This is a genomic window from Bacillus sp. EB V-12, from assembly GCF_056158125.1.
Genome location: NZ_JBUXJL010000006.1, coordinates 42,309 through 64,264 on the forward strand (window position 1 = coordinate 42,309; position 21,956 = coordinate 64,264).

At 35.2% G+C, this 21,956-nt stretch carries 30 protein-coding genes and 1 pseudogene; 16 read left to right on the forward strand and 15 right to left on the reverse strand.

The annotated features are described in order from the left end of the window. Positions 1 to 31: 31 nt before the first annotated feature. Positions 32 to 493: a 2-thiouracil desulfurase family protein gene (locus tag ACZDYH_RS19125; protein WP_000635481.1), complete on the forward strand. Its 462-nt coding sequence runs from the start codon at positions 32 to 34 to the stop codon at positions 491 to 493. A gap of 30 nt (positions 494 to 523) precedes the next feature. On the opposite strand, the gene ACZDYH_RS19130 is transcribed toward ACZDYH_RS19125, so the two are convergent. Both ACZDYH_RS19130 and ACZDYH_RS19135 read right to left on the reverse strand, forming a co-directional pair. Continuing rightward, on the reverse strand, positions 524 to 877 hold the full coding sequence (locus ACZDYH_RS19130) for a YxeA family protein (RefSeq protein WP_000833148.1): 354 nt from the start codon (positions 875 to 877) through the stop codon (positions 524 to 526). Positions 878 to 1,020: 143 nt separating this feature from the next. Next, a pseudogene (locus tag ACZDYH_RS19135) lies at positions 1,021 to 1,089 on the reverse strand (methyltransferase); the annotation flags it as partial. Positions 1,090 to 1,446: 357 nt separating this feature from the next. On the opposite strand from ACZDYH_RS19135, the gene ACZDYH_RS19140 reads away from it, so the two are divergent. Beyond that, positions 1,447 to 2,010: a GNAT family N-acetyltransferase gene (locus ACZDYH_RS19140; RefSeq protein ID WP_001084691.1), complete on the forward strand. Its 564-nt coding sequence runs from the start codon at positions 1,447 to 1,449 to the stop codon at positions 2,008 to 2,010. 104 nt (positions 2,011 to 2,114) lie between these two features. On the opposite strand, the gene ACZDYH_RS19145 is transcribed toward ACZDYH_RS19140, so the two are convergent. The 3 genes from ACZDYH_RS19145 to ACZDYH_RS19155 all read right to left on the reverse strand — a co-directional run bounded on the left by ACZDYH_RS19145 (position 2,115) and on the right by ACZDYH_RS19155 (position 3,886). Next, positions 2,115 to 2,468, reverse strand: a complete 354-nt coding sequence (locus ACZDYH_RS19145) for a HesB/IscA family protein (RefSeq protein ID WP_000573822.1) — start codon at positions 2,466 to 2,468, stop codon at positions 2,115 to 2,117. Between the two features lie 41 nt (positions 2,469 to 2,509). Next, positions 2,510 to 3,376, reverse strand: a complete 867-nt coding sequence (dapF, locus tag ACZDYH_RS19150; protein WP_102956709.1) for a diaminopimelate epimerase — start codon at positions 3,374 to 3,376, stop codon at positions 2,510 to 2,512. Between the two features lie 270 nt (positions 3,377 to 3,646). Next, positions 3,647 to 3,886 carry a YuzB family protein gene (locus ACZDYH_RS19155; RefSeq protein WP_000595026.1) on the reverse strand — a complete coding sequence of 80 codons (240 nt, stop codon included), beginning with the start codon at positions 3,884 to 3,886 and terminating at the stop codon, positions 3,647 to 3,649. A 351-nt stretch (positions 3,887 to 4,237) separates the two neighbouring features. Between ACZDYH_RS19155 and ACZDYH_RS19160 the strand changes: the two genes are divergently transcribed. From ACZDYH_RS19160 to ACZDYH_RS19175, 4 genes are all read left to right on the forward strand, one after another. Next, entirely contained in the window at positions 4,238 to 5,308 is a 1,071-nt protein-coding gene (locus tag ACZDYH_RS19160) for an NAD(P)/FAD-dependent oxidoreductase (RefSeq protein ID WP_000682079.1), read from the forward strand. A 233-nt stretch (positions 5,309 to 5,541) separates the two neighbouring features. Beyond that, positions 5,542 to 5,715: an aspartyl-phosphate phosphatase Spo0E family protein gene (locus ACZDYH_RS19165; RefSeq protein ID WP_001054091.1), complete on the forward strand. Its 174-nt coding sequence runs from the start codon at positions 5,542 to 5,544 to the stop codon at positions 5,713 to 5,715. A 54-nt stretch (positions 5,716 to 5,769) separates the two neighbouring features. Next, the gene (locus ACZDYH_RS19170) at positions 5,770 to 6,429 is read left to right on the forward strand and encodes an ABC transporter ATP-binding protein (RefSeq protein ID WP_049107538.1); all 660 of its coding nucleotides are present in this window, start codon (positions 5,770 to 5,772) and stop codon (positions 6,427 to 6,429) included. Next, positions 6,413 to 7,210 carry an ABC transporter permease gene (locus tag ACZDYH_RS19175; RefSeq protein WP_000679254.1) on the forward strand — a complete coding sequence of 266 codons (798 nt, stop codon included), beginning with the start codon at positions 6,413 to 6,415 and terminating at the stop codon, positions 7,208 to 7,210. Before ACZDYH_RS19170 ends, ACZDYH_RS19175 begins: the two co-directional genes overlap by 17 nt. A 199-nt stretch (positions 7,211 to 7,409) precedes the next feature. Here the strand turns inward: ACZDYH_RS19175 and phnA are convergent, their stop codons facing one another. The 5 genes from phnA to ACZDYH_RS19200 all read right to left on the reverse strand — a co-directional run bounded on the left by phnA (position 7,410) and on the right by ACZDYH_RS19200 (position 9,914). Next, complete coding sequence (gene phnA / locus ACZDYH_RS19180; RefSeq protein WP_000212737.1) at positions 7,410 to 7,751, reverse strand: alkylphosphonate utilization operon protein PhnA; 342 nt, start codon at positions 7,749 to 7,751, stop codon at positions 7,410 to 7,412. 159 nt (positions 7,752 to 7,910) lie between these two features. Next, positions 7,911 to 8,192 carry a hypothetical protein gene (locus tag ACZDYH_RS19185; RefSeq protein WP_166694944.1) on the reverse strand — a complete coding sequence of 94 codons (282 nt, stop codon included), beginning with the start codon at positions 8,190 to 8,192 and terminating at the stop codon, positions 7,911 to 7,913. Between the two features lie 69 nt (positions 8,193 to 8,261). Beyond that, complete coding sequence (locus ACZDYH_RS19190; RefSeq protein WP_166694943.1) at positions 8,262 to 9,059, reverse strand: DUF2628 domain-containing protein; 798 nt, start codon at positions 9,057 to 9,059, stop codon at positions 8,262 to 8,264. Positions 9,060 to 9,239: 180 nt separating this feature from the next. Further along, a complete protein-coding gene (locus ACZDYH_RS19195; protein WP_000607083.1) occupies positions 9,240 to 9,623 on the reverse strand; it encodes a hypothetical protein in 384 nt (127 codons plus the stop codon). Positions 9,624 to 9,659: 36 nt separating this feature from the next. After that, on the reverse strand, positions 9,660 to 9,914 hold the full coding sequence (locus ACZDYH_RS19200; RefSeq protein WP_000383680.1) for a DUF7660 family protein: 255 nt from the start codon (positions 9,912 to 9,914) through the stop codon (positions 9,660 to 9,662). 89 nt (positions 9,915 to 10,003) lie between these two features. Here ACZDYH_RS19200 and ACZDYH_RS19205 point away from each other — a divergent pair, with 89 nt between their 5' ends. Together ACZDYH_RS19205 and ACZDYH_RS19210 are read left to right on the forward strand one after the other, a co-directional pair. Then, entirely contained in the window at positions 10,004 to 10,474 is a 471-nt protein-coding gene (locus ACZDYH_RS19205; protein ID WP_002025033.1) for an SMI1/KNR4 family protein, read from the forward strand. After that, the gene (locus ACZDYH_RS19210; RefSeq protein WP_166694942.1) at positions 10,461 to 11,099 is read left to right on the forward strand and encodes a DUF4304 domain-containing protein; all 639 of its coding nucleotides are present in this window, start codon (positions 10,461 to 10,463) and stop codon (positions 11,097 to 11,099) included. The genes ACZDYH_RS19205 and ACZDYH_RS19210 overlap by 14 nt, the downstream gene beginning before the upstream one ends. Before the next feature lie 73 nt (positions 11,100 to 11,172). Here ACZDYH_RS19210 and ACZDYH_RS19215 read toward each other — a convergent pair whose 3' ends face one another. The 3 genes from ACZDYH_RS19215 to ACZDYH_RS19225 all read right to left on the reverse strand — a co-directional run bounded on the left by ACZDYH_RS19215 (position 11,173) and on the right by ACZDYH_RS19225 (position 13,119). After that, a complete protein-coding gene (locus tag ACZDYH_RS19215; protein ID WP_166694941.1) occupies positions 11,173 to 11,841 on the reverse strand; it encodes a hypothetical protein in 669 nt (222 codons plus the stop codon). Positions 11,842 to 11,964: 123 nt separating this feature from the next. Then, positions 11,965 to 12,759, reverse strand: a complete 795-nt coding sequence (locus ACZDYH_RS19220) for a nucleotidyltransferase domain-containing protein (RefSeq protein ID WP_000788486.1) — start codon at positions 12,757 to 12,759, stop codon at positions 11,965 to 11,967. A 51-nt stretch (positions 12,760 to 12,810) separates the two neighbouring features. Then, on the reverse strand, positions 12,811 to 13,119 hold the full coding sequence (locus ACZDYH_RS19225) for a YuzD family protein (protein WP_000248588.1): 309 nt from the start codon (positions 13,117 to 13,119) through the stop codon (positions 12,811 to 12,813). A 195-nt stretch (positions 13,120 to 13,314) separates the two neighbouring features. Here ACZDYH_RS19225 and ACZDYH_RS19230 point away from each other — a divergent pair, with 195 nt between their 5' ends. Both ACZDYH_RS19230 and ACZDYH_RS19235 read left to right on the forward strand, forming a co-directional pair. After that, positions 13,315 to 13,551: a NifU family protein gene (locus ACZDYH_RS19230; protein WP_000431159.1), complete on the forward strand. Its 237-nt coding sequence runs from the start codon at positions 13,315 to 13,317 to the stop codon at positions 13,549 to 13,551. Positions 13,552 to 13,870: 319 nt separating this feature from the next. Continuing rightward, positions 13,871 to 14,086 (forward strand): hypothetical protein, encoded by a 216-nt coding sequence (locus ACZDYH_RS19235; protein ID WP_001125507.1) that lies wholly within the window; start codon positions 13,871 to 13,873, stop codon positions 14,084 to 14,086. A gap of 61 nt (positions 14,087 to 14,147) precedes the next feature. Here ACZDYH_RS19235 and yutH read toward each other — a convergent pair whose 3' ends face one another. Then, positions 14,148 to 15,149: a spore coat putative kinase YutH gene (yutH, locus tag ACZDYH_RS19240; RefSeq protein WP_000614215.1), complete on the reverse strand. Its 1,002-nt coding sequence runs from the start codon at positions 15,147 to 15,149 to the stop codon at positions 14,148 to 14,150. A gap of 120 nt (positions 15,150 to 15,269) precedes the next feature. On the opposite strand from yutH, the gene ACZDYH_RS19245 reads away from it, so the two are divergent. Then, positions 15,270 to 15,761 (forward strand): phosphatidylglycerophosphatase A family protein, encoded by a 492-nt coding sequence (locus tag ACZDYH_RS19245; RefSeq protein WP_000665103.1) that lies wholly within the window; start codon positions 15,270 to 15,272, stop codon positions 15,759 to 15,761. Between the two features lie 23 nt (positions 15,762 to 15,784). Here the strand turns inward: ACZDYH_RS19245 and ACZDYH_RS19250 are convergent, their stop codons facing one another. Continuing rightward, positions 15,785 to 16,264, reverse strand: a complete 480-nt coding sequence (locus ACZDYH_RS19250; RefSeq protein WP_006918864.1) for a GNAT family N-acetyltransferase — start codon at positions 16,262 to 16,264, stop codon at positions 15,785 to 15,787. A gap of 161 nt (positions 16,265 to 16,425) precedes the next feature. Between ACZDYH_RS19250 and ACZDYH_RS19255 the strand changes: the two genes are divergently transcribed. The 5 genes from ACZDYH_RS19255 to ACZDYH_RS19275 all read left to right on the forward strand — a co-directional run bounded on the left by ACZDYH_RS19255 (position 16,426) and on the right by ACZDYH_RS19275 (position 21,887). Beyond that, entirely contained in the window at positions 16,426 to 17,529 is a 1,104-nt protein-coding gene (locus ACZDYH_RS19255; RefSeq protein ID WP_001106087.1) for an HpcH/HpaI aldolase/citrate lyase family protein, read from the forward strand. Further along, positions 17,474 to 18,820 (forward strand): phosphoribosyltransferase family protein, encoded by a 1,347-nt coding sequence (locus tag ACZDYH_RS19260; RefSeq protein ID WP_000856298.1) that lies wholly within the window; start codon positions 17,474 to 17,476, stop codon positions 18,818 to 18,820. Before ACZDYH_RS19255 ends, ACZDYH_RS19260 begins: the two co-directional genes overlap by 56 nt. A 5-nt stretch (positions 18,821 to 18,825) precedes the next feature. Further along, a complete protein-coding gene (locus ACZDYH_RS19265) occupies positions 18,826 to 19,938 on the forward strand; it encodes a cysteine protease StiP family protein (RefSeq protein WP_000241507.1) in 1,113 nt (370 codons plus the stop codon). Beyond that, a complete protein-coding gene (locus tag ACZDYH_RS19270; protein WP_000575372.1) occupies positions 19,935 to 20,750 on the forward strand; it encodes an HAD family hydrolase in 816 nt (271 codons plus the stop codon). Before ACZDYH_RS19265 ends, ACZDYH_RS19270 begins: the two co-directional genes overlap by 4 nt. Positions 20,751 to 21,305: 555 nt before the next feature. Next, a complete protein-coding gene (locus ACZDYH_RS19275; RefSeq protein WP_000683439.1) occupies positions 21,306 to 21,887 on the forward strand; it encodes an NAD(P)H-dependent oxidoreductase in 582 nt (193 codons plus the stop codon). Positions 21,888 to 21,956 lie beyond the last annotated feature (69 nt).

Consider the following 21,956-nt stretch of genomic DNA (forward strand, 5'->3'; position numbering starts at 1 on the left):
TAGTTAATATTTTTTTATTGGAGATGAAAATATGATCGTAATTAGTGCTTGTTTAGGTGGTATCGCTTGTCGGTATGATGGAAATGACAATCTCGTTTCAAAAATAGAGGAGCTTTTGCAAAAAGAAGATACAGTCCTCATTTGTCCTGAAATATTAGGGGGATTACCAACACCTCGCCCCTCAGCTGAAATTATTGGCGGGAATGGCGACGACGTTTTAGACGGAAAAGCGAAAGTGATGACAAAAGATGGTGAAGATGTTACAGAAGCTTTCGTAAATGGCGCTTATAAAGCATTAGAACAAATTAAAAATTTACACCCAGAATATATTATTTTAAAGGAACGCAGCCCATCTTGTGGTAGTTCTACGATTTACACTGGAGAATTTAACGGCAATAAGCAAACTGGTTTCGGAGTGACAACTGCTTTATTTAAAAGACACGGATTTAAAGTCATTTCAGAAGAAGAATTTGAAAGCAAAAAAAGGAATTGACCCTGTTCGTCAATTCCTTTTCTATCTGTCTTATTTCACGCCTAATTTTTCTTTCACTTTCGCTGGAAGCTCGTCTTTCTTTACTTCTTCCCAAGCTGATACACCTTTTTTATCTGAGTGATATACGCGTAGGAATGCTTCTTTACGAAGATTTTTTTGAGCTGTAAATTCTAATTCTTTCTCTTTACCGTCTTTATCAAAGCCAGTCAACTTATATTCATAATCTTTAAATTTTTGACCATTATCAGCTTTACTATGAACTTCTTTTCCATCTACTGTAATTTGAACGTAGTACTCATCTTTACCCATACGGTTTAAATCACAACCAACTAACAAACTTGCAAATACAACTAAAATACTAAATAGTGCAATGTATCTTTTCATTTCCTTCACCTCATATGTTTTTTCTTATATTCTTATCTTAAAGCCCGGAGCTTAAAGAAGAAATTCAAAAACATGACATGAACATTACACTTTTGTAAGATAATAATTATTTCTTCACTTTAGAAATTGTCATTCCATTAAGCTTCTGTATAACGTTTTTGTTTCTCACGCTCATCAGCTACACTACCGCCAATAACGTCTTTCACGCCAATTTCGCCACTTATCACGTAATTTTCTTATACCATTTATTACGCCTTCTATTATGCATTCCATTATAATATTTATCACAAGGTATCTTATACATCTAAAAATAGAACCTATAACATACTTCAATACAAATTCAAAAACATCTTCCAGCATATATCCCCCTCTTTCTATCCTTCCATTATAACTAGAAAAAGAGAACTTAAAGCTCAAATAAATGATAAAGAAATTAGAAGTCAATAGATGAAAAAGGATTTCTAAATGATGAATTGAATATATATTTATTGTTCTCTAACTTTTGAACGAAAGTTTTTTACATATGTTTCATTCTGTCCTAATTTAAAGTTTTCGAGAGGAGAAATGATATGAACTCTATTTTATTAGATGTTCCGTTACAAATAGAAACAGACAGACTCATTCTTCGAGCACCACTTCAAGCTGGTGAAGGGGATATAGTACAACAAGCTATTAAAGATTCCATTAATGAATTAAAGCAATGGTTGTCTTTATTTCAGTCCATTCCTACTGTTGAAGAAACGGAGATTCTTCTGAGAAATGCACATATAGATTTTTTGAAAAGAGAAAGCTTTCGCTATCTTATCTATCATAAAGAGACGAATGATTTTGTTGGAACAGCTAGCCTTCATCGAATTGATTGGAAGGTTTCTAAATGTGAAATTGGATACTGGATTAACACGCAATTTAGTGGCAGTGGATATATGACAGAAACAGTAAGTGCGTTAACAAACCTTGGATTTCAGTTATTCAAATTTAGAAGGATTGAAATACGATGTGAATGTAATAACACGAAAAGTCGTGCACTCCCTGAAAAACTAGGCTTTGAACTTGAAGGGATATTACGTAATGAAGATTTTTCAGCTGACGGCAAACAACTAACTGATACTTGCATCTATGCAAAAATAAAGTGAAATATTGATTAGCCTTGGTAATCGGGCTTTTACGGCAAAAGAAAAGACCTTTCTAACGATTTTATTCCATCGCTAAAAAGGCCTTTTCTATTTCGGCTAAAAACTTAGCACTCTTCTGGTTTACCAGCATTCGTCGCTGTACGGAAAGATGATCCACATCCGCATGATGCAATTGCGTTTGGATTGTCGATTGTGAATCCACCGCCAAGCATAGATTGTTTATAGTCAATTTTTACTCCTTTAACAATTGGAGCACTTTCTTTATCGATAACAAATTCAACACCGAAAAACTCAAGAACTGTGTCGTCTTCTTTTGGTTCTACTTCAAACCCTAAGCCGTAAGAAAGACCGCTACATCCGCCGCCGTGTACAGCAAGGCGCACATACTTCTCTCCATCTTCAGCATCTTTTAACATATCTTTAATTTGAAAAGCTGCTTGTTCTGTTACTTCAATCATGAAATACACCTTCCTTTCTGTTCTTAGTCCATTATACATCTTTACGCTTCTATCTTGTACTCATACACTCCGCGGCAAATTACTTCCGCAGGTCCTTTCATCAACACGTTTCCTTCTTCAGTCCACGCAATCATTAAATCGCCACCAGCTAAATGGACTGTAATTTCCTTACCACGTTCCATCTTTCCATTTAGAATAGCAGCTACAACTGCAGCGCACGCCCCTGTTCCGCAAGCTTGCGTTACACCAGACCCACGTTCCCAAACGCGGAAGTTCATCTCGTCATCATTCAAAATTTCGATAAACTCAACATTTACTCGCTCTGGAAACATTTCATGTGTCTCGAGAACTGGTCCAAGTGTTGTAAGAGGTGCTTTTTCTACATCATCAACAAAAATAACCGCATGTGGATTTCCCATTGAAACAGCTGTAAATGCATAACGATGATTATTGTATAAGAAGTTTTCACGAATAAATGGTGTTTCACCTTCACCAAGCATCGGTATTTCTGCACGTGTTAGACGCGGTGCTCCCATATCGATTTTCGCTAATGTCACGACACCATCTTCTACTGTTACTTCAGCCGTTACAATACCAGCCAACGTTTCAATTGTAAAAACTGTTTCTTTTACTAGTTTATGCTCATACGCATATTTCGCTACGCAGCGTAAACCGTTACCACAGCTCTTTCCTTCAGAACCATCATTATTAAACATGCGCATTTTCACCGGAGCTACGTCTGAAGGGCAAATTAAAATCATCCCGTCTGCTCCAATACCAGTATTAATATTTGAAACCTTTTCGGCCACAAGGGCTAAATCTTCTTCAGGAATTTGCTCTTCAAACATATTTACATATATATAACTATTGCCAAGACCATGCATTTTTGTAAAAGAAAATTGGCTCATTTATATTCACTCCAAAAATAATTTGTTATGTTAAGTATAAAATGCATGCTTTTAGAACACAATATGAATGTCCCCCGTTTCTCATATTTGACAACGTTTGGCGATGAGCCACTCTTACACAATTTGTGTAAGAAAAAAGCCCTTCTAAAAAGGGCCTTTTTTTATTTATTCCACTATTTTCGATTGGGGAGAGCTAATAATTAGTATTAGCCCTTCCCAATCGAAATCACATTTTATCTAATAAAAAAGGTGCTGCTAATTCGCAACACCTTAAAACATTGGATTTTCATCCAAATACTCATATACATTATTAACAAGCTCTTCTACTGTTGCACCTTGTACAACTTCACCATTTACAAGTGCAAACGGTCCTTCAAAACAAATACCACAATATCCTAGACAACCATACTCCATTACATCTAAATTCGGATCTTTTTCTAATTTTTCTAGAGCTGCTTGTGAACCACTTGCAAGGTTACCTACACAAAATTCAATTAATGGTTTAATCAAAATTCTCCCCCCTGTACTACAAAACAAATTACCTTTTCACTTTATCTATAAGAAGAAAACTAAGCTGTTTCTTGTTGTTTTCGTTACACAGTCTAAACTATTTAGTTACTTCATTATTTCACTTCAAAGTAGATGACTTCTTCTATATAACATGCTACTTCCAATGAAATAGTAACTACAAAGGAAAAACAGTTTATTTTACTTTTCTTCTTATTGTACAACAGAGTATTCATTCATGCATTGTTATTTGTTCACAAATTCGATATAATTTGATTGAGTAAAGTCAAAATATTTTATTAATATAAAATTTTATGATTAGGGGATATTTCAACAGAAAAGGGGTAATCCATCATGAAACACCTCGTAATACTAGGTGGCGGCTACGGTGGAATGAGAATTCTGCAAAGGCTACTTCCAAGCAACCAACTTCCAGATGATGTACAAGTGACATTAATCGACAAAGTACCATATCATTGCTTCAAAACTGAATATTATGCATTAGTTGCGGGTACTATTTCAGAAACGCATATTCGTATACCGTTTCCTGAACACCCACGCCTCAATATTCAATACGGCACAGTAACAAATATTGACCTCGAAGAAAAAGCTGTTCATCTCGATGGCGGCGAAGCAATCCAATATGATGACTTAATTATCGGACTTGGCTGTGAAGATAAATATCATAACGTTCCTGGGGCTAGGGAATATACACATAGTCTACAATCAATTGAACAAACACGTAAAACATATGAACAATTAAATAGTCTAGAACCAAATGCAACAGTAGCTGTTGTTGGTGCTGGCTTAAGTGGCGTTGAAGTAGCAAGTGAACTTCGTGAAAGCCGTTCTGATTTAAAAATCTATTTATTTGATCGAAAAGATAGAATTTTATTCCCATATCCAGAGAAATTAAGTAGATATGTAGAAGAATGGTTTGTAAAGCATAAAGTTAACATTATACGAAACTCTAACATTACAAAAGTAGAACCAAATATTGTGTACAACCACGATGAACCACTTGAATGTGATGCAATCGTCTGGACAGCTGGTATTCAAGCAAATGAAGTTGTTCGAAACCTTCCAGTTGAACAAGATGGTAGCGGACGGGTTGTCTTAACGAAATATCACAATATTCCAAACAATGAGCACGTGTATGTTGTAGGAGATTGCGCAGCACTTCCACATGCACCATCTGCCCAACTTGCTGAAGGTCAAGGAGAACAAATTGTCCAAATATTATTAAAACGTTGGAATAATGAACCACTCCCGGATGAACTACCTGTTATTAAATTAAAAGGTGTTCTAGGATCTCTTGGTAAGAAGCATGGATTCGGTTTACTCGCAAACCAACCATTAATGGGACGTGTACCGAGATTATTAAAATCTGGTCTTCTTTGGATGTACAAATATCATAAAGGTTAATACTTTACAAGCTGTCTACTATGTAGGCAGCCTCTTTGCATCAGTTTTTAAAAATTATCAGACACATCTTTCTCAATATTTATAATGATTTATTTTTCATTTTTATATTAAAAAATATTGATAAACATTGTATGCTATTTGTAAGTTGTTTTATTATTTCCTTGAAGACCGAATTCATTCGGTCTTATTTTTTATGTGATAAATACTTTTGTAGGAGGCATTACATTCCACTTATGAACTTATCGAAACTAAACAATCGAATAGAAGCGAAAAAGAAAGAGTTAATCTATCTCGTTGAACGATACGGATTGACTCATGATAAAGTGATTTCTTTCAGCCAAGAATTAGATCGTTTACTTAACTTATTAATAAAACTCAAGACGAAGAAAAAACGTTGCTCTTTATAACCGTTATCTTCTCTTTTTTGATACGATATAACTAGAATCAGAAAGGAGCGATTTATGTTTATATTAAAAAACGTTATATATAAAGATATACTATACATTCCTTATTTACAGATTCAAAAAGAAAAGATTACTTGCATTATCGGTGAAAGCGGAAGCGGAAAAAGCACGTTGCTTCGCATGTTAAACGATTTACAATCTCCAACATCCGGCACAATTGAATATAACGGAAAATTAATTTCTGATTATCATCCTATTCAATTACGTCGTGACGTAGTTATGCTTGGGCAAACTCCACCCATTTTTGATGGAACCGTTAAAGACAACTTATTAATGGGACTTCGTCTTTCTGAAAAACCATTTCCAAATGATGATGCCCTGCGGAGTGCATTACAAACCGTTAGCTTAGACAAGCAATTAGAAGATAGCGCCTCCTCACTATCTGGCGGTGAAAAACAAAGACTTGCCTTTGCACGTATCGTACTTATGGATCCGCCGGTCTATTTATTAGATGAACCTACTTCAGCATTAGACAGTGATACAGAACGCCGCGTTATGAAACAATTTACTGAACTAGCACGAAAAAAGAAAAAAACAATTATCTTCATCACACACTCACAACAACTTCCAGAAGAAATTGCAGACGACATTATTGAGATTAGTAAAGCAAACGGTGCAACTAGAAAGGAAGTGCTCTCTGTTGAAGGGCGTTATTGAACTCCAAATTTGGCAACTTGCAGCTGCCTATATTTTCATTCTTATTTTAATTGGACTTGTAAAATTAAAAGGAATACCTCGCGAAAAACAAATCGCGCTCGCAACATTCCGTATGACGATTCAGCTCGTACTTGTTGCATATGTCCTTACATACGTATTTGAAAACAGTAATCCATTTTATACAATTGCTCTCATTACTTCTATTACTACCTTTGCAATTTTTAATATTTATAAACGAGTTAACATCCCAATGTCTAAAGAATTAAAACGAGTAGCCGCCCTTTCCATGGTCGCCGGATCAATTGGGCCACTTCTACTATTTATCTTTGTTATTATCGGACATGATCCGTGGTATGCTCCGCAATATATCGTCCCTATTACAGGAATGTTAGTTGGGAATGCCATGACTGGCGTTTCTCTCGGCGCAAATACGTTCTTAAACAATATGAAATCGCAAAGAGGTCAAATTGAAGGTGCACTTATGCTCGGCGCAACACCGAAAGAAGCAGCTGCTCCGCTCATTCGAGACGCTTTTGACTCTGCTATTTTACCGACAATCAATTCTATGGTCGGAATGGGGATTATAAGCTTACCAGGCATGATGACTGGTCAAATATTATCCGGTGTATCACCATTCACAGCCATTCAATATCAAATCGCCATCATACTCGGTATTTCTGGAAGTACTGCCTTTGCTGTCATTATCTTTTTACAGCTTGGATATAAAACGTTCTTTAATAAGCGATGTCAATTGAAAGAAATTGACTATGGTGCACGGTGAATCGTGCGTAGTTCACGATGAATGAAATTATATTAACGATTTTTTCAATATATCTATCATAACTTGCAATATATCAACGATTTTTCAAATATATCTATCATAACTCAGAATATATCAACGATTTTGTACGAAATATCGATTTACCGACAAAAAGTGACATAATAAAAAGAGGAGGCTATTCGCCTCCTCTTCTATTTACTTACGCCTTCTTAACGAACTGTGATTTTAACTTCATAGCTCCGAAGCCGTCGATTTTGCAATCGATATCGTGATCGCCATCAACTAGACGGATACTCTTTACTTTCGTACCGATCTTCACAACTGAAGAAGTTCCTTTTACTTTTAAATCTTTAATAACAGTAACTGCATCGCCGTCTTGAAGAACGTTTCCGTTCGCATCTTTTACAACTTTCGCACCATCATTATTTTCAGCTTCTGCTTCTTGGCCCCACTCATGAGCACATTCTGGACATACGAAAAGAACGCCATCCTCATACGTATATTCTGAATTACATTTTGGACAATTTGGTAAAGTAGCCATAAATTCATTTCCTCCGTTCATTATTTATACGTAAAAATCAAAATTGATGTTTACATCTCGATAAATAAAATTTGTATAGCATTTCTTTATAGTGCCATAGTCTCACGTTATTGACAACCCTACCTCAAATTCTCATTTTTTATTGTATTTTACAAAATTTCAATTTGTATGCCGTTTTTCTATTTGCCCTTCTACTAATTTTAAAAATCTTCGTTGTGCATTTTTATTTTTTACAAGCAATCGAACTCTTAGCTTACTTTGTAAATATGAGCGAACTTTGTAGTTCGTAATAAATAACTTTCGATACTTTTCGTCTTCATATATGATTCGAAACCATTCATACTGCTGCAAGTAAAGTATGTTAGCATCAATCTTTTTCGTGTGTAAACCCGTACTTAAACTAATCGATCCTATTAGAGCTTCTATTAATACTGAAATCATTTCTCTCCCCCTAATAAACAAAAGAAGAACCTTCACAAGATTCTTCTTTTCAAAATGAACGAGTTCCCTCTAGAAACCCCAATTATTTTCTTCAATGTAAATTTGATATTCTTCTACTTCTTCTTCACTTAACTTCTTATTATTTTCATATACCTCTTGCCACTCGAAATAATCTTCATCGAAATAAACAGCAAATTTAATTTTCACGTTTTTCTTCTCTGTATAATCATAACCAGTAAACTCTACTACGTCATAATCTTTTTCTTTCTTCACAAACTTCCAAGTTGGATTATCAGTCATAATCTCTAAAGTAACCCCTTCACCAGTTGAACGAACAACGTTTTTAATATTCGGCTCAGTTGGTAAAAGAGAAAGTCCGAGCATAGCTCCGCCAAACACAATCCCGACTATAACTTGTAAACCAATCATACCAGCTACACTAGCGCCACCCTTAGATTGTAAGAAATACGCCTTCTCATGATCAGACGCATCTTCTCCCTTACGAAAAATACGAACAGCCTGCTTATAATATAAACGGTTTCCTTGCCATCCAGTAAATATCATCATTCCTAATTGAAGAGCTAAACTAAATGTTACATAAATCCCCTCTGGAATATCTATAAAAGGGGTTATAACTATACTAGGTATAGCCAATAACGCAAATATAATAAATAACTTATACATTTTGCGATAAGCTAACCAAAAGGTTGGGAAGAAAAAGGCTACCCAATTCCATGTATTCCCTTGCGCAGGGTTTTCTACTTTACCCCACTTAAAATCATAATAAGCTGTATTCTTTTGAACAACTTTATGTAATTCTTGTGGAGAAATCGTTTCTTGTAAAACAGTGTCCTTCACGTACATCATCCTTTTCTTATTTCTATATACATTTATTGTATATGGACAAAATGAAGGAATCTAACAAAAAGTACACATATTTCATAAAAATGAACGGAAATCGAATATATTCCGACAATTATCCGTTTCTTATTTCATTTTACTTTTAAATATATACTACATTTCCTCCCTCTTAATCACATTGAAATACTATTTTATTTCCCCCACATTCCCCTTCACTTTCTCAATAATATCTTCTATACGTTCCGCTATACATTCCAGCTCCCATTCTCCCTCACCGTGCATAGCTGTATAAACTGGACAATTCTCATCATTACTATCTACAAAAATCGGGTCTCCAAGATATGAATCTATCCCTATTACAATCCATCCTTCTTTCCAATCTCCTTCTTCATTCCCGACTAAGCTTTGTCCTTCTTCATCAAAACTATAACCAAGTTGCCCTTCTTCTATTTCTTCACTATTAAACAATTCTATCGTCATAGGTTCAGATTCATACTCTAGCTCAATTTCATTATCCTCAGCACGATCTACATGTGCTAAAAGTTGTTTAATTTTATTATGGTTAATCATGATATCTTCTCCATTCTATCTTTTAAAAATCTAATTTTATTCATAATGAGCTGCCGCAAGTAACATTTGAGCAATAAACTTCCATGAAATATTTTCTGGAAACTTCTCTCCTTGATTTATATAAACCGATTCACAAGAACCTAACCAACTATTTAATGCCTCTAAATAAGTCTCTACCTCTACATTCTCCCATTCATCTTTATTCACTTTAAAATCCTTTTGGAGGTATACAAGAAATTTTAATAAATCTTCTTTAGAATTTACGTGATCGAGGTATTCATACACATCCATACTCCGTCCCTCCCTCTATTGCGTGTTATCTAAACTAACTATAATATATGACATAAGATTCTTAAAACTATTATTTGAGGTGACCGAATATGAAGAGTACAATTTGGGCAGACGATGACTATTTAAAACTAGCACCCATTAACGATGAACTAATCAAAAAAGCAGAAGAAGTACTGAACGTAAAGCTTCCAGAATCATATATAACCCTTCTAAAAGAACAAAATGGGGGAACTCTTCGTCTCGATGTTCACCCTACTTCAAAGCCAAATTCTTGGGCAGACGATCACGTTAATGTATCTGGTTTATATGGTATTTCTTTTAATGAAAATGAATCTAGTATTTTAGAGAGCCGCTATTTAATTCGAGAATGGGAAATGCCTGAGAATATCGTACTTTTATCTGGTGATGGACATACATGGATTGCATTAGACTATCGAAATGTAGCTGAAAATCCTCCAGTTATATTTATCGATAATGAGTTTGAGGAAATTATTGAATTAGCACCTAACTTTGAAAGTTTCTTACAAAACTTAACTACTTATGAATATGACGAAGAATAAGCTTGGCTCTAAAAAGGAGCAAGATTTTATTACAAATTTACACGCCACTTTAAAACCACTCGGCTTTAAGAAAAAAAGACATACATTTTTCAAAGCTGAAAACGGATTTTATAAGCTCATTAACATACAAAAAAGCCAGTTTGGAGATGATTTTTATATAAATATAGGAGTTCACCCTATCGGTCTCCCGCAGCTTATTACGAACCAATTACAAATAAAAGAGAACATTTCAATATTCGATTGCATTCTACAAACGAGAATAGAGCCTATGCATATCAAACAGAACCAGTTATTGCATAATGTTTCACATGAAACTATCGAAATTCCGAATTACCTTTCTACTATTTTCGACTGGTTTCAAACGTGGGCATCTTATGAAAATTTAGTGGAAATAAATATACATTCCATTACTCCCGTACTAGCTGTCGTTCCAATATTAGAAGAAAAAGCGTTTCTACTTCTTACCTGTTTTTCTTTCTACAAATTAAAACAGTACGAACAAGCTACTCGCTACTTACAGCAATATTTACATTGCGCCGTGCATCTGAATACCGAGGAAAAAGAGCCCATATTCTTTCATGAAGTTGATATGTATATGAAAAAACTAGTAAAAAGTGCAATGTAATTTCACATTGTGCTTTCTACTAGTGCTTTATATTCCTCTTGTAACTTTTTAAATCAGAAATATTTTATCCCCCCTACAACTCCCAAGTAATATTCATTTCTTCAAATGAATCCTTACTAACTTCCAATCCTTCACTATCTTCCGTTCCAATCATTGCTACTTCTTCTTTGGACAACTTAATTTCCTCATTTGGACTTTGGATTTTTTTCTTATACACGAGTTGTAAAAGCTCTATTTGTTCCTCTGTCAGTTCATACTCTTCTTCTAGTCTTTCTATTGCTGATGCTGTATCAAGTAATGGAATTTCTAATAAGAATACGCCGTGCTCTTCCATCTCTTCAAATGAATCAATTGAATACGCACCGCTATCCTCAATCCAAAATGCAGTTGTAATAAAAGGAACTGTTTCGCCTTCTACTTCTTCTAATACGTATTGAAGTGCTTCTTCTTTCGCAATATCTATTACTTCCGAAGGTGCCCCTTCAAAATAATTTTTCGCATCAATCCACTCATCAATTCTCTCGCTATTCACATCTTGAAGACATACAATCGTGTAATTCGGATGAAACGTAATTGTCCCTTGTCCGCCTTGGCTATCTTGCATACTATAGTTAAATCCATCCCATGAACTTTCATGTGAGAAATCTGGACAATGCGCTACATTAATTGCATGGGCAATCGAATTTAAAACGCATCCTTTCCATAATTGTTCTCTATCTATATGTAATTTATATTTACTCATCATCTTCCCCCATGCGCATATTTTTTTCTATTATCTTTCCTCTACACAATACTTGTAAATACTTTTCTATCTACTACAAAATAAAAAAGACAATACACCCCACTGTATTGTCCATTTTCTTCCCTACCATTTCTCTCTACACGTCTCAATTAAATGCAGTAAGTACCTCTTCGTCATATCTGCCCTTCTCCACCTTGAGAGCATTCTCTTTTCTTTTGGATTGTGCCGTATTCTCGCTACTTCTTTTAATAAGAGCTCCCATTCTTCCGCTGAACGTTCTGACAAGTATTGCAATCCTCTATCTTTTGAAACGATTGTTTTATAATCTAGTGTATATAAAATGCGTCCCATCGTAACGACAGCTGATTCTACCCACTCTTCTATAAAAAATAAATATGGCTTCTTCGCCTTTTCACTCCAGTACTGTTCTACGTTGTATTTCATCGTATTTACTACATCATTCCATTGTATTTGCAGCGGAAGATCTTCTGCTTCTTTTCCTGTAACTGTAATGCCTTGATTTTTCAACGTCCACCATGTGACCGCATTAATGTCCCAATGACCAACATTAGCTTTACCATCTGCACAATACACGTACTCGTTCATTTCATCATTGTATTTCCCTAAGTCAGCAAGCGGAATATACATACCGTCCATTCTTTTACCTAGCGTATTGTCACTAAGTTTCTTATGTAGTTCCACAAGCTGCTGTTTTTCAGCTTCATTCACGGAATCATTTATCACTGTAACAAAATCAACATCGCTCGTTTCCTTATGAAATGCACCTAGTGCGATGGATCCGTAAATATATACCCCGACTATTTTTTCATCCAAAAAAATTTCTTTTAATTCTACTGTGTACCGCTCCATTAACTGTTGTACTTCCGTTGGTAACGCATGCTTCACTCCATTTTTCATATCTATCCCTCCAATAAAAAAGCCTTTGCAAATTCGCAAAGACTTCTTGTTTTATAAATATTTCTCGATTTCTTCATAAACATCCTTCAAACGAGGATTTCCTTCTCCAACAATTTCTCCATTTACAAGAACGACCGGATAAAATAAATCTTCTTCCACTACGCGCTCAGCGAATGCTTTTTTATCCGCATCTTCTTGTTCTTCTTGGAAATCAATATACTCGAAATTAAATTTATTTTCTTGTCCTTCATATTTACGACCAATTGCCGCTTGTAACCATTCAAACGTTTCTGTTGAAGATGGCATTCCGACGCAGCTCGCACAAATTACTTTCGTCCCATACACTTGAACATTAACCATTTCTTCTCCCCCACTTCTTGTCCCAACAGTATATTCAGATGTCTTATTACATAAGCACATCATTTTACAAACTTATTCCATACCCCTATACTGAAAAAACACGATACAATATTTCGACAATAAAACAAGAAGAGAAAAAATAGATTTTCCCCTCTATCTTGATTATAATAAAACTGATGAAAGGAGTCGATAAAAATGGAAAACCCACATATGCAAGAACAAGTATTAGAAGTATTAGATAAATTACGTCCATTCTTACTTCGCGATGGCGGAGACGTTGAATTAGTAGACATTGAAGAAGGTATCGTAAAACTACGCCTTATGGGTGCATGCGGAAGCTGCCCAAGTTCTACAATCACACTAAAAGCTGGTATCGAGCGCGCGTTACTTGAAGAAGTACCAGGCGTTATCGAAGTAGAACAAGTATTTTAATCTAAAAGCGGAAGCGGCTCGCTCAAAATGTGAGGGGGATGGAGCTTCTGACATAGAGGCGCTTTTTGCCTCGGCGGAAGAAGCGAAGCCACCGAACATTTTAGCCGCTGGAGCTGGATATTAATCTAAAAGCAGAAGCGGCTCGTTCAAAGTCACTTGCTAAAAGGAGACCAAATTTGGTCTCCTTTTTTATTCAAATCACATTTATCCGTTAACATCATAAAACAAAATTGGAAATCCCTCTCAAAAAATGCGATAATTAATACTATATAGTGAATCGTTCACACATATACAGTAAAAAAACATAGGGGGACGACAAATGCCAAAAATGGGGAACACTTTTGTAACAATTCAAGAACTAGAAAAGAAAAAAGAGTATTTATTAGGCCTTTCATCCGTTATACCAACATGGAATACAAGCTATCAATTTTTATTTAAAGAAATCCAGCAAGAATTATTGGGTAAAGTAAATGAAAAGCTCGAAAGGCATCAATTCGTTTTAAATATATGTACAGATCAACAGGTAGGGGCATAATGTATTACATAAAATTGTGGTATATAAAAAAGAGACCTCACTCGGTCTCTTTTTTATATTTTTAAGATAACCAATCTAATTTTCTAATCCCGAGCTTATCTACTGGTAAACGAAGTGAGCCATAAAAGTGCTTCATAAATTGCTCTGAGCGGTTCACATCGTGTAAAATGGCTTCTAAGCGATCTCTATATATGCTTTTTTGTTCTTCGTTTCCAGTTTGGTAATATCGTTCGACCGTTTCAAAATAGTGAAGCGGGAACAGGAGCCTTGCAAATAATAAACGCCAACCAAATGAGGACAGCGAGTAATTCCGTTCATAATCTGTAACAAATTGAACGATTGTTTGATCCCAGTCTTTCTTTTTTTCAATCATCATATAGCGAATCCATTCTGCTATATCTCGAGTTGGGTGATCATACACCCAATCAAAAGGGAGTTTGAGACGCTTCGTTTGATGCCATAATAAAGGTGTGAATCGTTCTTGGCAAATTGTCGCTGCATCCGTTAGTTGCGGCGTATCATCCATTTCTGTATCAACAACATATTGAATGGCATTTTCTGCAACTCCTAAGTAATACGGGAAGGATTCAATAAACAATTGATCGAATACGTCTGTAGGGTGGTTCATCACTTGTGATTGCCAAAACTTTTCTAACTGATCGAGTCTCTTTTCCCATAACGCTTTCCATTCACCAATGCGGCTTAATTGCTCGATTTCTTCTGGAAAGAATGCACCTCGTTTATGGAATATAGAAAGTTCACTTCCTAATGACGTAGCATGTCGTTCTAACGCTCGCATACCTTTTAATAAGCAGTAATTTTGTTCTTCTATCTCACTTACATAGTAGCCGTGTATAGTTGGAACGAAAGTCGCTACAGTTATATCCCCTTGCTGGTTCATATAGTCACTGAGCTTTTTCATCTCTACAAGTACTTCTTCCTCCATTTCTCCAATTGGAACAAGTACATAAATTTTGTTGCGAATCCAAAAGCTTTTATAGGGGCCAAGGGGGATTAATTCTTTAACATGCATGTGATAATGCTCATAAATATGCTGAATCATCGCAGTCGCCACCTATGGTTTTTCTTTATATATATGAGCTTGTGCTCGCCTTTCATTCCTATGCACAGGATAAAGCAACGAAACGTATACAAATACTAAAAAGAAAAAAAGGTGATAAACATGAAAGAATCAAATCAACTACAAGAAAGAGCATTACAACTATTACAAGAACGTGGTGTAACAATTGACGATATTGCTGAACTTGTTCATTTTCTTCAAAAAAAATATCATCCAAATTTAGAGATGTCAGAATGCCGTTACAATGTAGAACGTGTACTATCAAAACGTGAAGTACAAAACGCACTGATTACTGGTATCGAACTTGATGTCCTTGCTGAAAAGGGAATGCTAAGTGAACCGTTACAAGATATTGTAAAACGTGATGAAGGCTTATACGGAATTGATGAAGTTATCGCACTTTCTATCGTAAACGTGTACGGCTCTATCGGTTTCACGAACTTTGGATATATTGATAAATTAAAACCTGGTATTTTAGAATACTTAAATGATAAATCAACTGGAAAAGTGCACACATTCCTTGACGATATCGTTGGCGGAATTGCTGCCGCAGCTTCAAGCCGTTTAGCGCACCGAGCTGAGCACTCAGAATAATAATGTTTTCTAGGCCGTCAGTTTCATGCTGACGGCCTTTCGTATTCCATAAGCATAAATTCTCTTCCGCGACTCAAAAAAATAGTCCCTTGTTTAAATCCGATATTTTTATATACCGTAATCGCTCTTGTATTAAATGTTGCTACGCTTAATCGAAACATTTTTGCATTAAACTCTTTCGTGGCAAACGCTATTCCAGCTTGGAAGAATTCTTTCCCTATTCCCTTCCCAGTTAACGCCGGCTTCATGCCAAGTCCGATATCAATCACATCTTCTCCACCATATAAATTAGCATCTCTTCCACCTGGCACTTGTGCATTTGCTCCAAAACAAAAATAACCGATGAGGTCTCCTTGATCGTCACAACAGCCATAATACGTTCCATCTAATAGCTCTTCTATTACTTCTTTCTCGCCTGAAAAACTATATAAACTATAAGGTTCCTCGTACGTCCAAGTATTTATCTCATTTGCTTCTTCCTCTGTTAACTTATGTATATCCACTTTCTCTTTCCCCCTATTATATTTCTATTAACAATATTCGATATTCATCTTATAATTCATCTTTCTCAATATATTTTTTAATTTCTCGCTTTATTTTTATGGAAGATTTTTCTTATTATGTTACGATTAAACAGAATCATTAAAAATAAGGTGGTGACAATTTGAATTACTTTTCTTATCTCTCCTCGGAAGAACGGCAAAATTTTTTCTATAAAGAACCCCTTAGTTTTTCAAAAAATATAGGGAAAGAACAACTAGCTTACGCACTAGGTGCCACACTATATACTCCCGGCACGAAAGAAACGATTGCAGAAGATATAATTAGAAAGAAACATGTGGATGCTACCTCAATTATTCTTTGTCTAGAGGACGCTATCAGCGATGAGGAAGTAAAACTTGCAGAGCAAAACATCGTCGTTCAAATACAGCAAATCGCTAACTTAGTCAGTGCCAACATACTAAACCAAGCAGACATCCCACTTCTTTTTATTAGAGTTCGACAGCCAAGTCAAATGAAGACAATTGTTACTGAATTAGGTAGTGCTGTTCATTGTTTATGTGGTTTTGTCTTTCCAAAATTCACACCGATTAACGGAAAGACTTATATCGATCAGCTTGCATATATAAACGAGTTATACTCATTATCGCTATATGGCATGCCGATTTTAGAATCACCCGAAATTATGTATAAGGAAACACGGGCAGAATCATTATTACAAATAAAAAATTTACTAGATTCTTATCACGATTACATCTTAAATGTACGTATTGGTGCTACTGATTTTTCAAGTATATTTAGTATTCGGCGCAATAAATACACACCTATCTATCATATTACTGTTGTCCGTGATTGTATTTCAGACATTATTAACGTTTTCTCAAGGGCAACAAATGAATATATTATTTCAGGATGTGTATGGGAATATTTTTCTAATGATCATGAAGAAGGGCTTATTCAAGAGGTATCACTTGACCATGCAAATGGCTTAATCGGAAAGACAGTTATTCACCCATCTCATATTAAAGTTGTACAGGCAATGCACATTGTCACAATGGAAGATTATTTAGATGCGAGATCAATTTTACAAAATGCAGATACGTATAATGGAGTGCTAAAAAGCAGTTTTTCTAACAAAATGAATGAAGTAAAACCTCATTATAGCTGGGCTCGCAAAACCATTTTAAAATCTAATATTTACGGGGTGCTACATGAAAACAAACAATTCACCGATCTCCTTATTACAAACGCAAAGCAACACGTATAACGTTTTAAATAATATACAAGTCCATGTAGAAGTACGTGATAATCCATATAATTTAGCGCTAGACAATCTTTTTCAAATGGCTGCGAGAATAAATAAGAAACGTAGTTTTTTATTTGTGAGTACAATCCTTGGAAAGCATCTTCCTATTAAACCTGCAGTCTCTCTATCAAGTGGAGTTGCTCTCGCTGCAAGATATTTGGAAATACTACATAATATTTCTCATCCATTTCAAAAAGAAATTTTAAATCTCATTTCATTAGAAATTGATGAAATCCCAGAGGAAGTATTTCGTTATCAATATCCTCTGCAAGAAGAAGTTGTGTTCATCGGATTCGCTGAAACAGCGACAGCACTTGGTCATTCTATGTTTCAATGCTTTCAAAATGCAAAGTATGTGCATACAACTAGGGAATCGATACCCCACCTAGAATCTGTCATTACATTTGAGGAAGAACATTCTCATGCAACATCGCACCGTTGTTATGTAGATGAAAGCTTTTTTCAAAACAACAACCCGATTGTTCTCGTAGATGATGAGATGACAACAGGAAAAACAGCATTAAATATTATTAGATCTATTCAAAATAAATTCCCACGAGAAGAATATATAATTGCTTCTTTATTAGACTGGCGTTCTCATACTAATAGAAAACAATTTAAACAATTAGAAGAAGAACTTCAAATTAAGATTCATGTTATTTCTTTATTAGAAGGCAGTATTCATACAACTGGCCAACCATTAAATATTGCAAAAACAGATATTCAAATTAAAGAAACAAAACCTGATTTCAAAAAGCATACCCTTACCTGTCCAAAATCACCCTATACATCAAATTATATAAAATATACTGGGCGATTTGGCATTTCAGCATATGAACAAAAGCACATTCATTCTTTCGCTCAAGAAGCAGGAAAAACTTTAAAAAGAGAAAGAATGGGAAAACGAACACTCTGTCTCGGAACGGGTGAATTTATGTATATCCCAATGAAAATTGCTGCTGAAATGGGTGAAAATATTTTATATCAATCTACAACAAGAAGCCCTATCCATCCTGTTTCAAATGATGTAAACTACGCCATTCATAATCATTTCTCATATCCAAGTCCTGAAAATTCTACTATTACAAATTACTTTTATAATATTTCACCTCATGATTACGATGAAGTATTTGTTTTTATTGAGCGTGATTTAGGAGAAGAAGCCCTGTTTCCTCTTCTACAGCAGTTACAAACAGTTATTCCTTTTATTCATATCGTCTCATTTTCAAATAGCATAGAAAAGGAAGGTTGATAATTATGGTAAAAGTAAATTCTCATATTAGTAGTTACAATCCAAATGATGCTATTTTTCTATTAAAAGATATTAGTGATTTAATGAAAGAAAGTTCCACGGAAACTAGAGAACAAGCAATTCAAGCTGGCACACATTATTCCGAAATGTTACCAATGGAATATAAACCATCTAAAGCGTATATGGATTTATTCTTTTCTTCCCTGCAACAATATAAACACAAACTAGCCATCGCTGTTGGAGTTGTCGCCGAACAGATTATACAAACTAAAGGAACTAACCTTGTCCTCGTTTCATTAGCTCGTGCTGGTACACCTATTGGCATTCTTATCAAACGCTACATACGCTATCAATACAACCTTGATGTACCTCACTATTGTATTTCTATTGTTCGCGGACGCGGTATTGATGAAAATGCACTCCATTATATTTTGGAACATCACCCTAAAGAAACAATTCAATTCATTGATGGGTGGACTGGAAAAGGTGCAATAAAAAAAGAATTAGAATATGCAGTACACACATTTAACGAACGAAATAATACACACATTTCTCATTGTATGGCTGTGCTTGCTGATCCCGGTTACTGTACTTCAATTTACGGTACACGTGAAGATTTTCTTATTCCTAGCGCTTGCTTAAATGCAACAGTCTCTGGACTAATTAGTCGCACTGTACTAAATGACACCTATATCGGTCCAAATGATTTTCATGGTGTTAAATATTATAAAGAGCTAGAACAAGAAGACTTATCAAATTTCTTCGTTGATGAGGTAACAGAGTTATTCCCTTCTGTTCATTCTCATATAGATAATCAATTACGTTATATTACTTCAACTTACACTGATCCCTCTTGGCAAGGATTAAAAGATATACAGTCTATCCAAAATCACTTTGAAATTGACGATATTAACTTAATTAAACCAGGAGTCGGTGAAACAACTCGTGTATTACTCCGGAGAATACCGTGGAAAATTTTAATACGTAAGCAAAACAATCCCGATTTAAAGCATATTTTACTTCTCGCTAAAGAAAAGAATGTCCCAATTGAAATCTATGAGAATATGGCTTATTCATGTTGCGGGCTCATTAAGCCTCTTAGGAAGGAAACAAGATGATTTTCGCCAGTGATCTTGATCAGACGCTTATTTATTCCCGGAAATCGTTTCGTGCCCCTATAGAAGATGAATCAATTCAACTCATTGAAACTATAGATGGGAAAGAAATTTCTTTCATATCACATAAAACCATTTTACTACTAAAAAAATTACAACTGCACTCACATTTCATCCCAGTTACAACAAGAACTATTAAGCAGTTTCAGCGTATTGCTTTATTCCAAAACGAAATCATTCCCGAATACGCCATTACAAGTAACGGCGGCAATATCCTTCATAACGGGAAACAAGATGGTACTTGGAACAGGAAAGTAAAAGAAAGACTATCGGTTGAATGTATAGAGAGAAACGACATACTAAAGGAATTTGGACAAATAGCTCATAAGGATTGGGTTATATCGCAAAAAACAGCTGATGATCTATTCCATTATTGCATTATTAAACGGGAGAACATTCCTTATGATGAATTATCATCCTTCACTTCCTGGTTAGACAAACAAGGCTGGAATCATTCACTTCAAGGTAGAAAGCTATACTTTGTACCAAAACCAATTAATAAATGGGACGCCGTGCAATATATAAAAGAAATTTTGCAAATAGATACGATTATTACAGCTGGGGATTCTTTACTTGATTTATGCATGCTTGAAAAGGCGAACCATGCCTTCGCACCACTTCATGGTGAGTTAGGGGCAATGCATGATAACTTACAACCCCATATTTTAAAAACAGACGCAATCGGCATATATGCCGCAGAAGAAATCGTAAATAAATCACTTCAAATTATTCACAGTTCATTACCTACCTCATGATCATCATATGCACAATTGCATACGCACCGCGGTTAAACAGATGGTACAATTTATTTGAATCGCTGTTGCTACACTTCTTGATTAGAGAAAAGGCGTTAAAACGGAAATTAGCGTCTTATCAACCTCAAGCAATTGGCACATTTTGTCATCTTAAAAGACACTCGAACGAGTGTCTTTTTTTCTATATCCAACAAGGACTTACTCATTTCAAAGTATAAATACATAAAATAATGTAAATCATGACACGCATGAATCACTTTCTAAAAGTTATAAAGTAGATTCAAAATAAAAAAGCACTCTTAACTAGAGTGCTTTTTACTTTCAAACAAGGAGGCTACATATATGGATAGTACTCTCGTATTTAACTTTGGCATTGGTATTGTTATCATTTTATTCGTCTTCTTTGTACTTTGTATGAGCGGGGTATAAAAAGGCGATTTTCGAGCGTCTTTTTATACATACATATGTATTACTTGACTTCTATAAAAGTAGTAACCATAATAGTTACAGAAATACAAATAGCTATTCACATATCCACAAATAGGAGGAAGAAAAATGAAACATGTAATCGTTTATGCACACCCGAATACAGAAAGCTTCAACCATGCGATTTTAGAAACGGTAAAAAGTGAATTAGAAGGAAAAGGTCACGAAGTACGCGTTCGCGATCTATACGAATTAAACTTTAATCCAGTATTAGGCGCTTCCGATTTCATCTCATTTTCTCAAGGAAATACACCAGAAGATATTAAAGAAGAACAAGAGCATATCTCTTGGGCTGATAGCATTACATTCATTTATCCAGTGTGGTGGGCGGGACTTCCTGCTATTTTAAAAGGATACGTTGACCGTGTATTTAGCCACGGATTCGCTTATGCTTACGGTGAAAACGGTATTGAAAAGTTATTAAGCGGTAAAAAAGGATTGTTATTATCTACAATGGGAAATACGAAAGAAGCATACACAGCAGGTGGCATGTTTGATGCAATGAAGAAAACAGCGGATGTTGGTATTTTTGAATTTACAGGCATTGAAACAATTGAGCATACATTCTATACAAGTGTTCCTTCTGTGGATGACAGTGTGCGTAAGCAATATCTTGAAGAAGTGAAAGACGTTGTGAATCGTGCATTCTAACAAAATTATATCGGCGATTTTTCAAATATATCGACTTACCGATAAAAATCAACACTAGTCACAACTGAA

What these genes read in the sequence shown, in the direction of transcription:
- ACZDYH_RS19125 (WP_000635481.1), top strand. Translation starts at nt 32, where the DNA reads ATGATCGTAATTAGTGCTTGTTTAGGTGGTATCGCTTGTCGGTATGAT.
- ACZDYH_RS19130 (WP_000833148.1), bottom strand. Translation starts at nt 877, where the DNA reads ATGAAAAGATACATTGCACTATTTAGTATTTTAGTTGTATTTGCAAGT.
- ACZDYH_RS19140 (WP_001084691.1), top strand. Translation starts at nt 1,447, where the DNA reads ATGAACTCTATTTTATTAGATGTTCCGTTACAAATAGAAACAGACAGA.
- ACZDYH_RS19145 (WP_000573822.1), bottom strand. Translation starts at nt 2,468, where the DNA reads ATGATTGAAGTAACAGAACAAGCAGCTTTTCAAATTAAAGATATGTTA.
- dapF (WP_102956709.1), bottom strand. Translation starts at nt 3,376, where the DNA reads ATGAGCCAATTTTCTTTTACAAAAATGCATGGTCTTGGCAATAGTTAT.
- ACZDYH_RS19160 (WP_000682079.1), top strand. Translation starts at nt 4,238, where the DNA reads ATGAAACACCTCGTAATACTAGGTGGCGGCTACGGTGGAATGAGAATT.
- ACZDYH_RS19165 (WP_001054091.1), top strand. Translation starts at nt 5,542, where the DNA reads ATGAACTTATCGAAACTAAACAATCGAATAGAAGCGAAAAAGAAAGAG.
- ACZDYH_RS19170 (WP_049107538.1), top strand. Translation starts at nt 5,770, where the DNA reads ATGTTTATATTAAAAAACGTTATATATAAAGATATACTATACATTCCT.
- phnA (WP_000212737.1), bottom strand. Translation starts at nt 7,751, where the DNA reads ATGGCTACTTTACCAAATTGTCCAAAATGTAATTCAGAATATACGTAT.
- ACZDYH_RS19185 (WP_166694944.1), bottom strand. Translation starts at nt 8,192, where the DNA reads ATGATTTCAGTATTAATAGAAGCTCTAATAGGATCGATTAGTTTAAGT.
- ACZDYH_RS19190 (WP_166694943.1), bottom strand. Translation starts at nt 9,059, where the DNA reads ATGATGTACGTGAAGGACACTGTTTTACAAGAAACGATTTCTCCACAA.
- ACZDYH_RS19195 (WP_000607083.1), bottom strand. Translation starts at nt 9,623, where the DNA reads ATGATTAACCATAATAAAATTAAACAACTTTTAGCACATGTAGATCGT.
- ACZDYH_RS19200 (WP_000383680.1), bottom strand. Translation starts at nt 9,914, where the DNA reads ATGGATGTGTATGAATACCTCGATCACGTAAATTCTAAAGAAGATTTA.
- ACZDYH_RS19205 (WP_002025033.1), top strand. Translation starts at nt 10,004, where the DNA reads ATGAAGAGTACAATTTGGGCAGACGATGACTATTTAAAACTAGCACCC.
- ACZDYH_RS19210 (WP_166694942.1), top strand. Translation starts at nt 10,461, where the DNA reads ATGACGAAGAATAAGCTTGGCTCTAAAAAGGAGCAAGATTTTATTACA.
- ACZDYH_RS19215 (WP_166694941.1), bottom strand. Translation starts at nt 11,841, where the DNA reads ATGAGTAAATATAAATTACATATAGATAGAGAACAATTATGGAAAGGA.
- ACZDYH_RS19220 (WP_000788486.1), bottom strand. Translation starts at nt 12,759, where the DNA reads ATGAAAAATGGAGTGAAGCATGCGTTACCAACGGAAGTACAACAGTTA.
- ACZDYH_RS19225 (WP_000248588.1), bottom strand. Translation starts at nt 13,119, where the DNA reads ATGGTTAATGTTCAAGTGTATGGGACGAAAGTAATTTGTGCGAGCTGC.
- ACZDYH_RS19230 (WP_000431159.1), top strand. Translation starts at nt 13,315, where the DNA reads ATGGAAAACCCACATATGCAAGAACAAGTATTAGAAGTATTAGATAAA.
- ACZDYH_RS19235 (WP_001125507.1), top strand. Translation starts at nt 13,871, where the DNA reads ATGCCAAAAATGGGGAACACTTTTGTAACAATTCAAGAACTAGAAAAG.
- yutH (WP_000614215.1), bottom strand. Translation starts at nt 15,149, where the DNA reads ATGATTCAGCATATTTATGAGCATTATCACATGCATGTTAAAGAATTA.
- ACZDYH_RS19245 (WP_000665103.1), top strand. Translation starts at nt 15,270, where the DNA reads ATGAAAGAATCAAATCAACTACAAGAAAGAGCATTACAACTATTACAA.
- ACZDYH_RS19260 (WP_000856298.1), top strand. Translation starts at nt 17,474, where the DNA reads ATGAAAACAAACAATTCACCGATCTCCTTATTACAAACGCAAAGCAAC.
- ACZDYH_RS19265 (WP_000241507.1), top strand. Translation starts at nt 18,826, where the DNA reads ATGGTAAAAGTAAATTCTCATATTAGTAGTTACAATCCAAATGATGCT.
- ACZDYH_RS19270 (WP_000575372.1), top strand. Translation starts at nt 19,935, where the DNA reads ATGATTTTCGCCAGTGATCTTGATCAGACGCTTATTTATTCCCGGAAA.
- ACZDYH_RS19275 (WP_000683439.1), top strand. Translation starts at nt 21,306, where the DNA reads ATGAAACATGTAATCGTTTATGCACACCCGAATACAGAAAGCTTCAAC.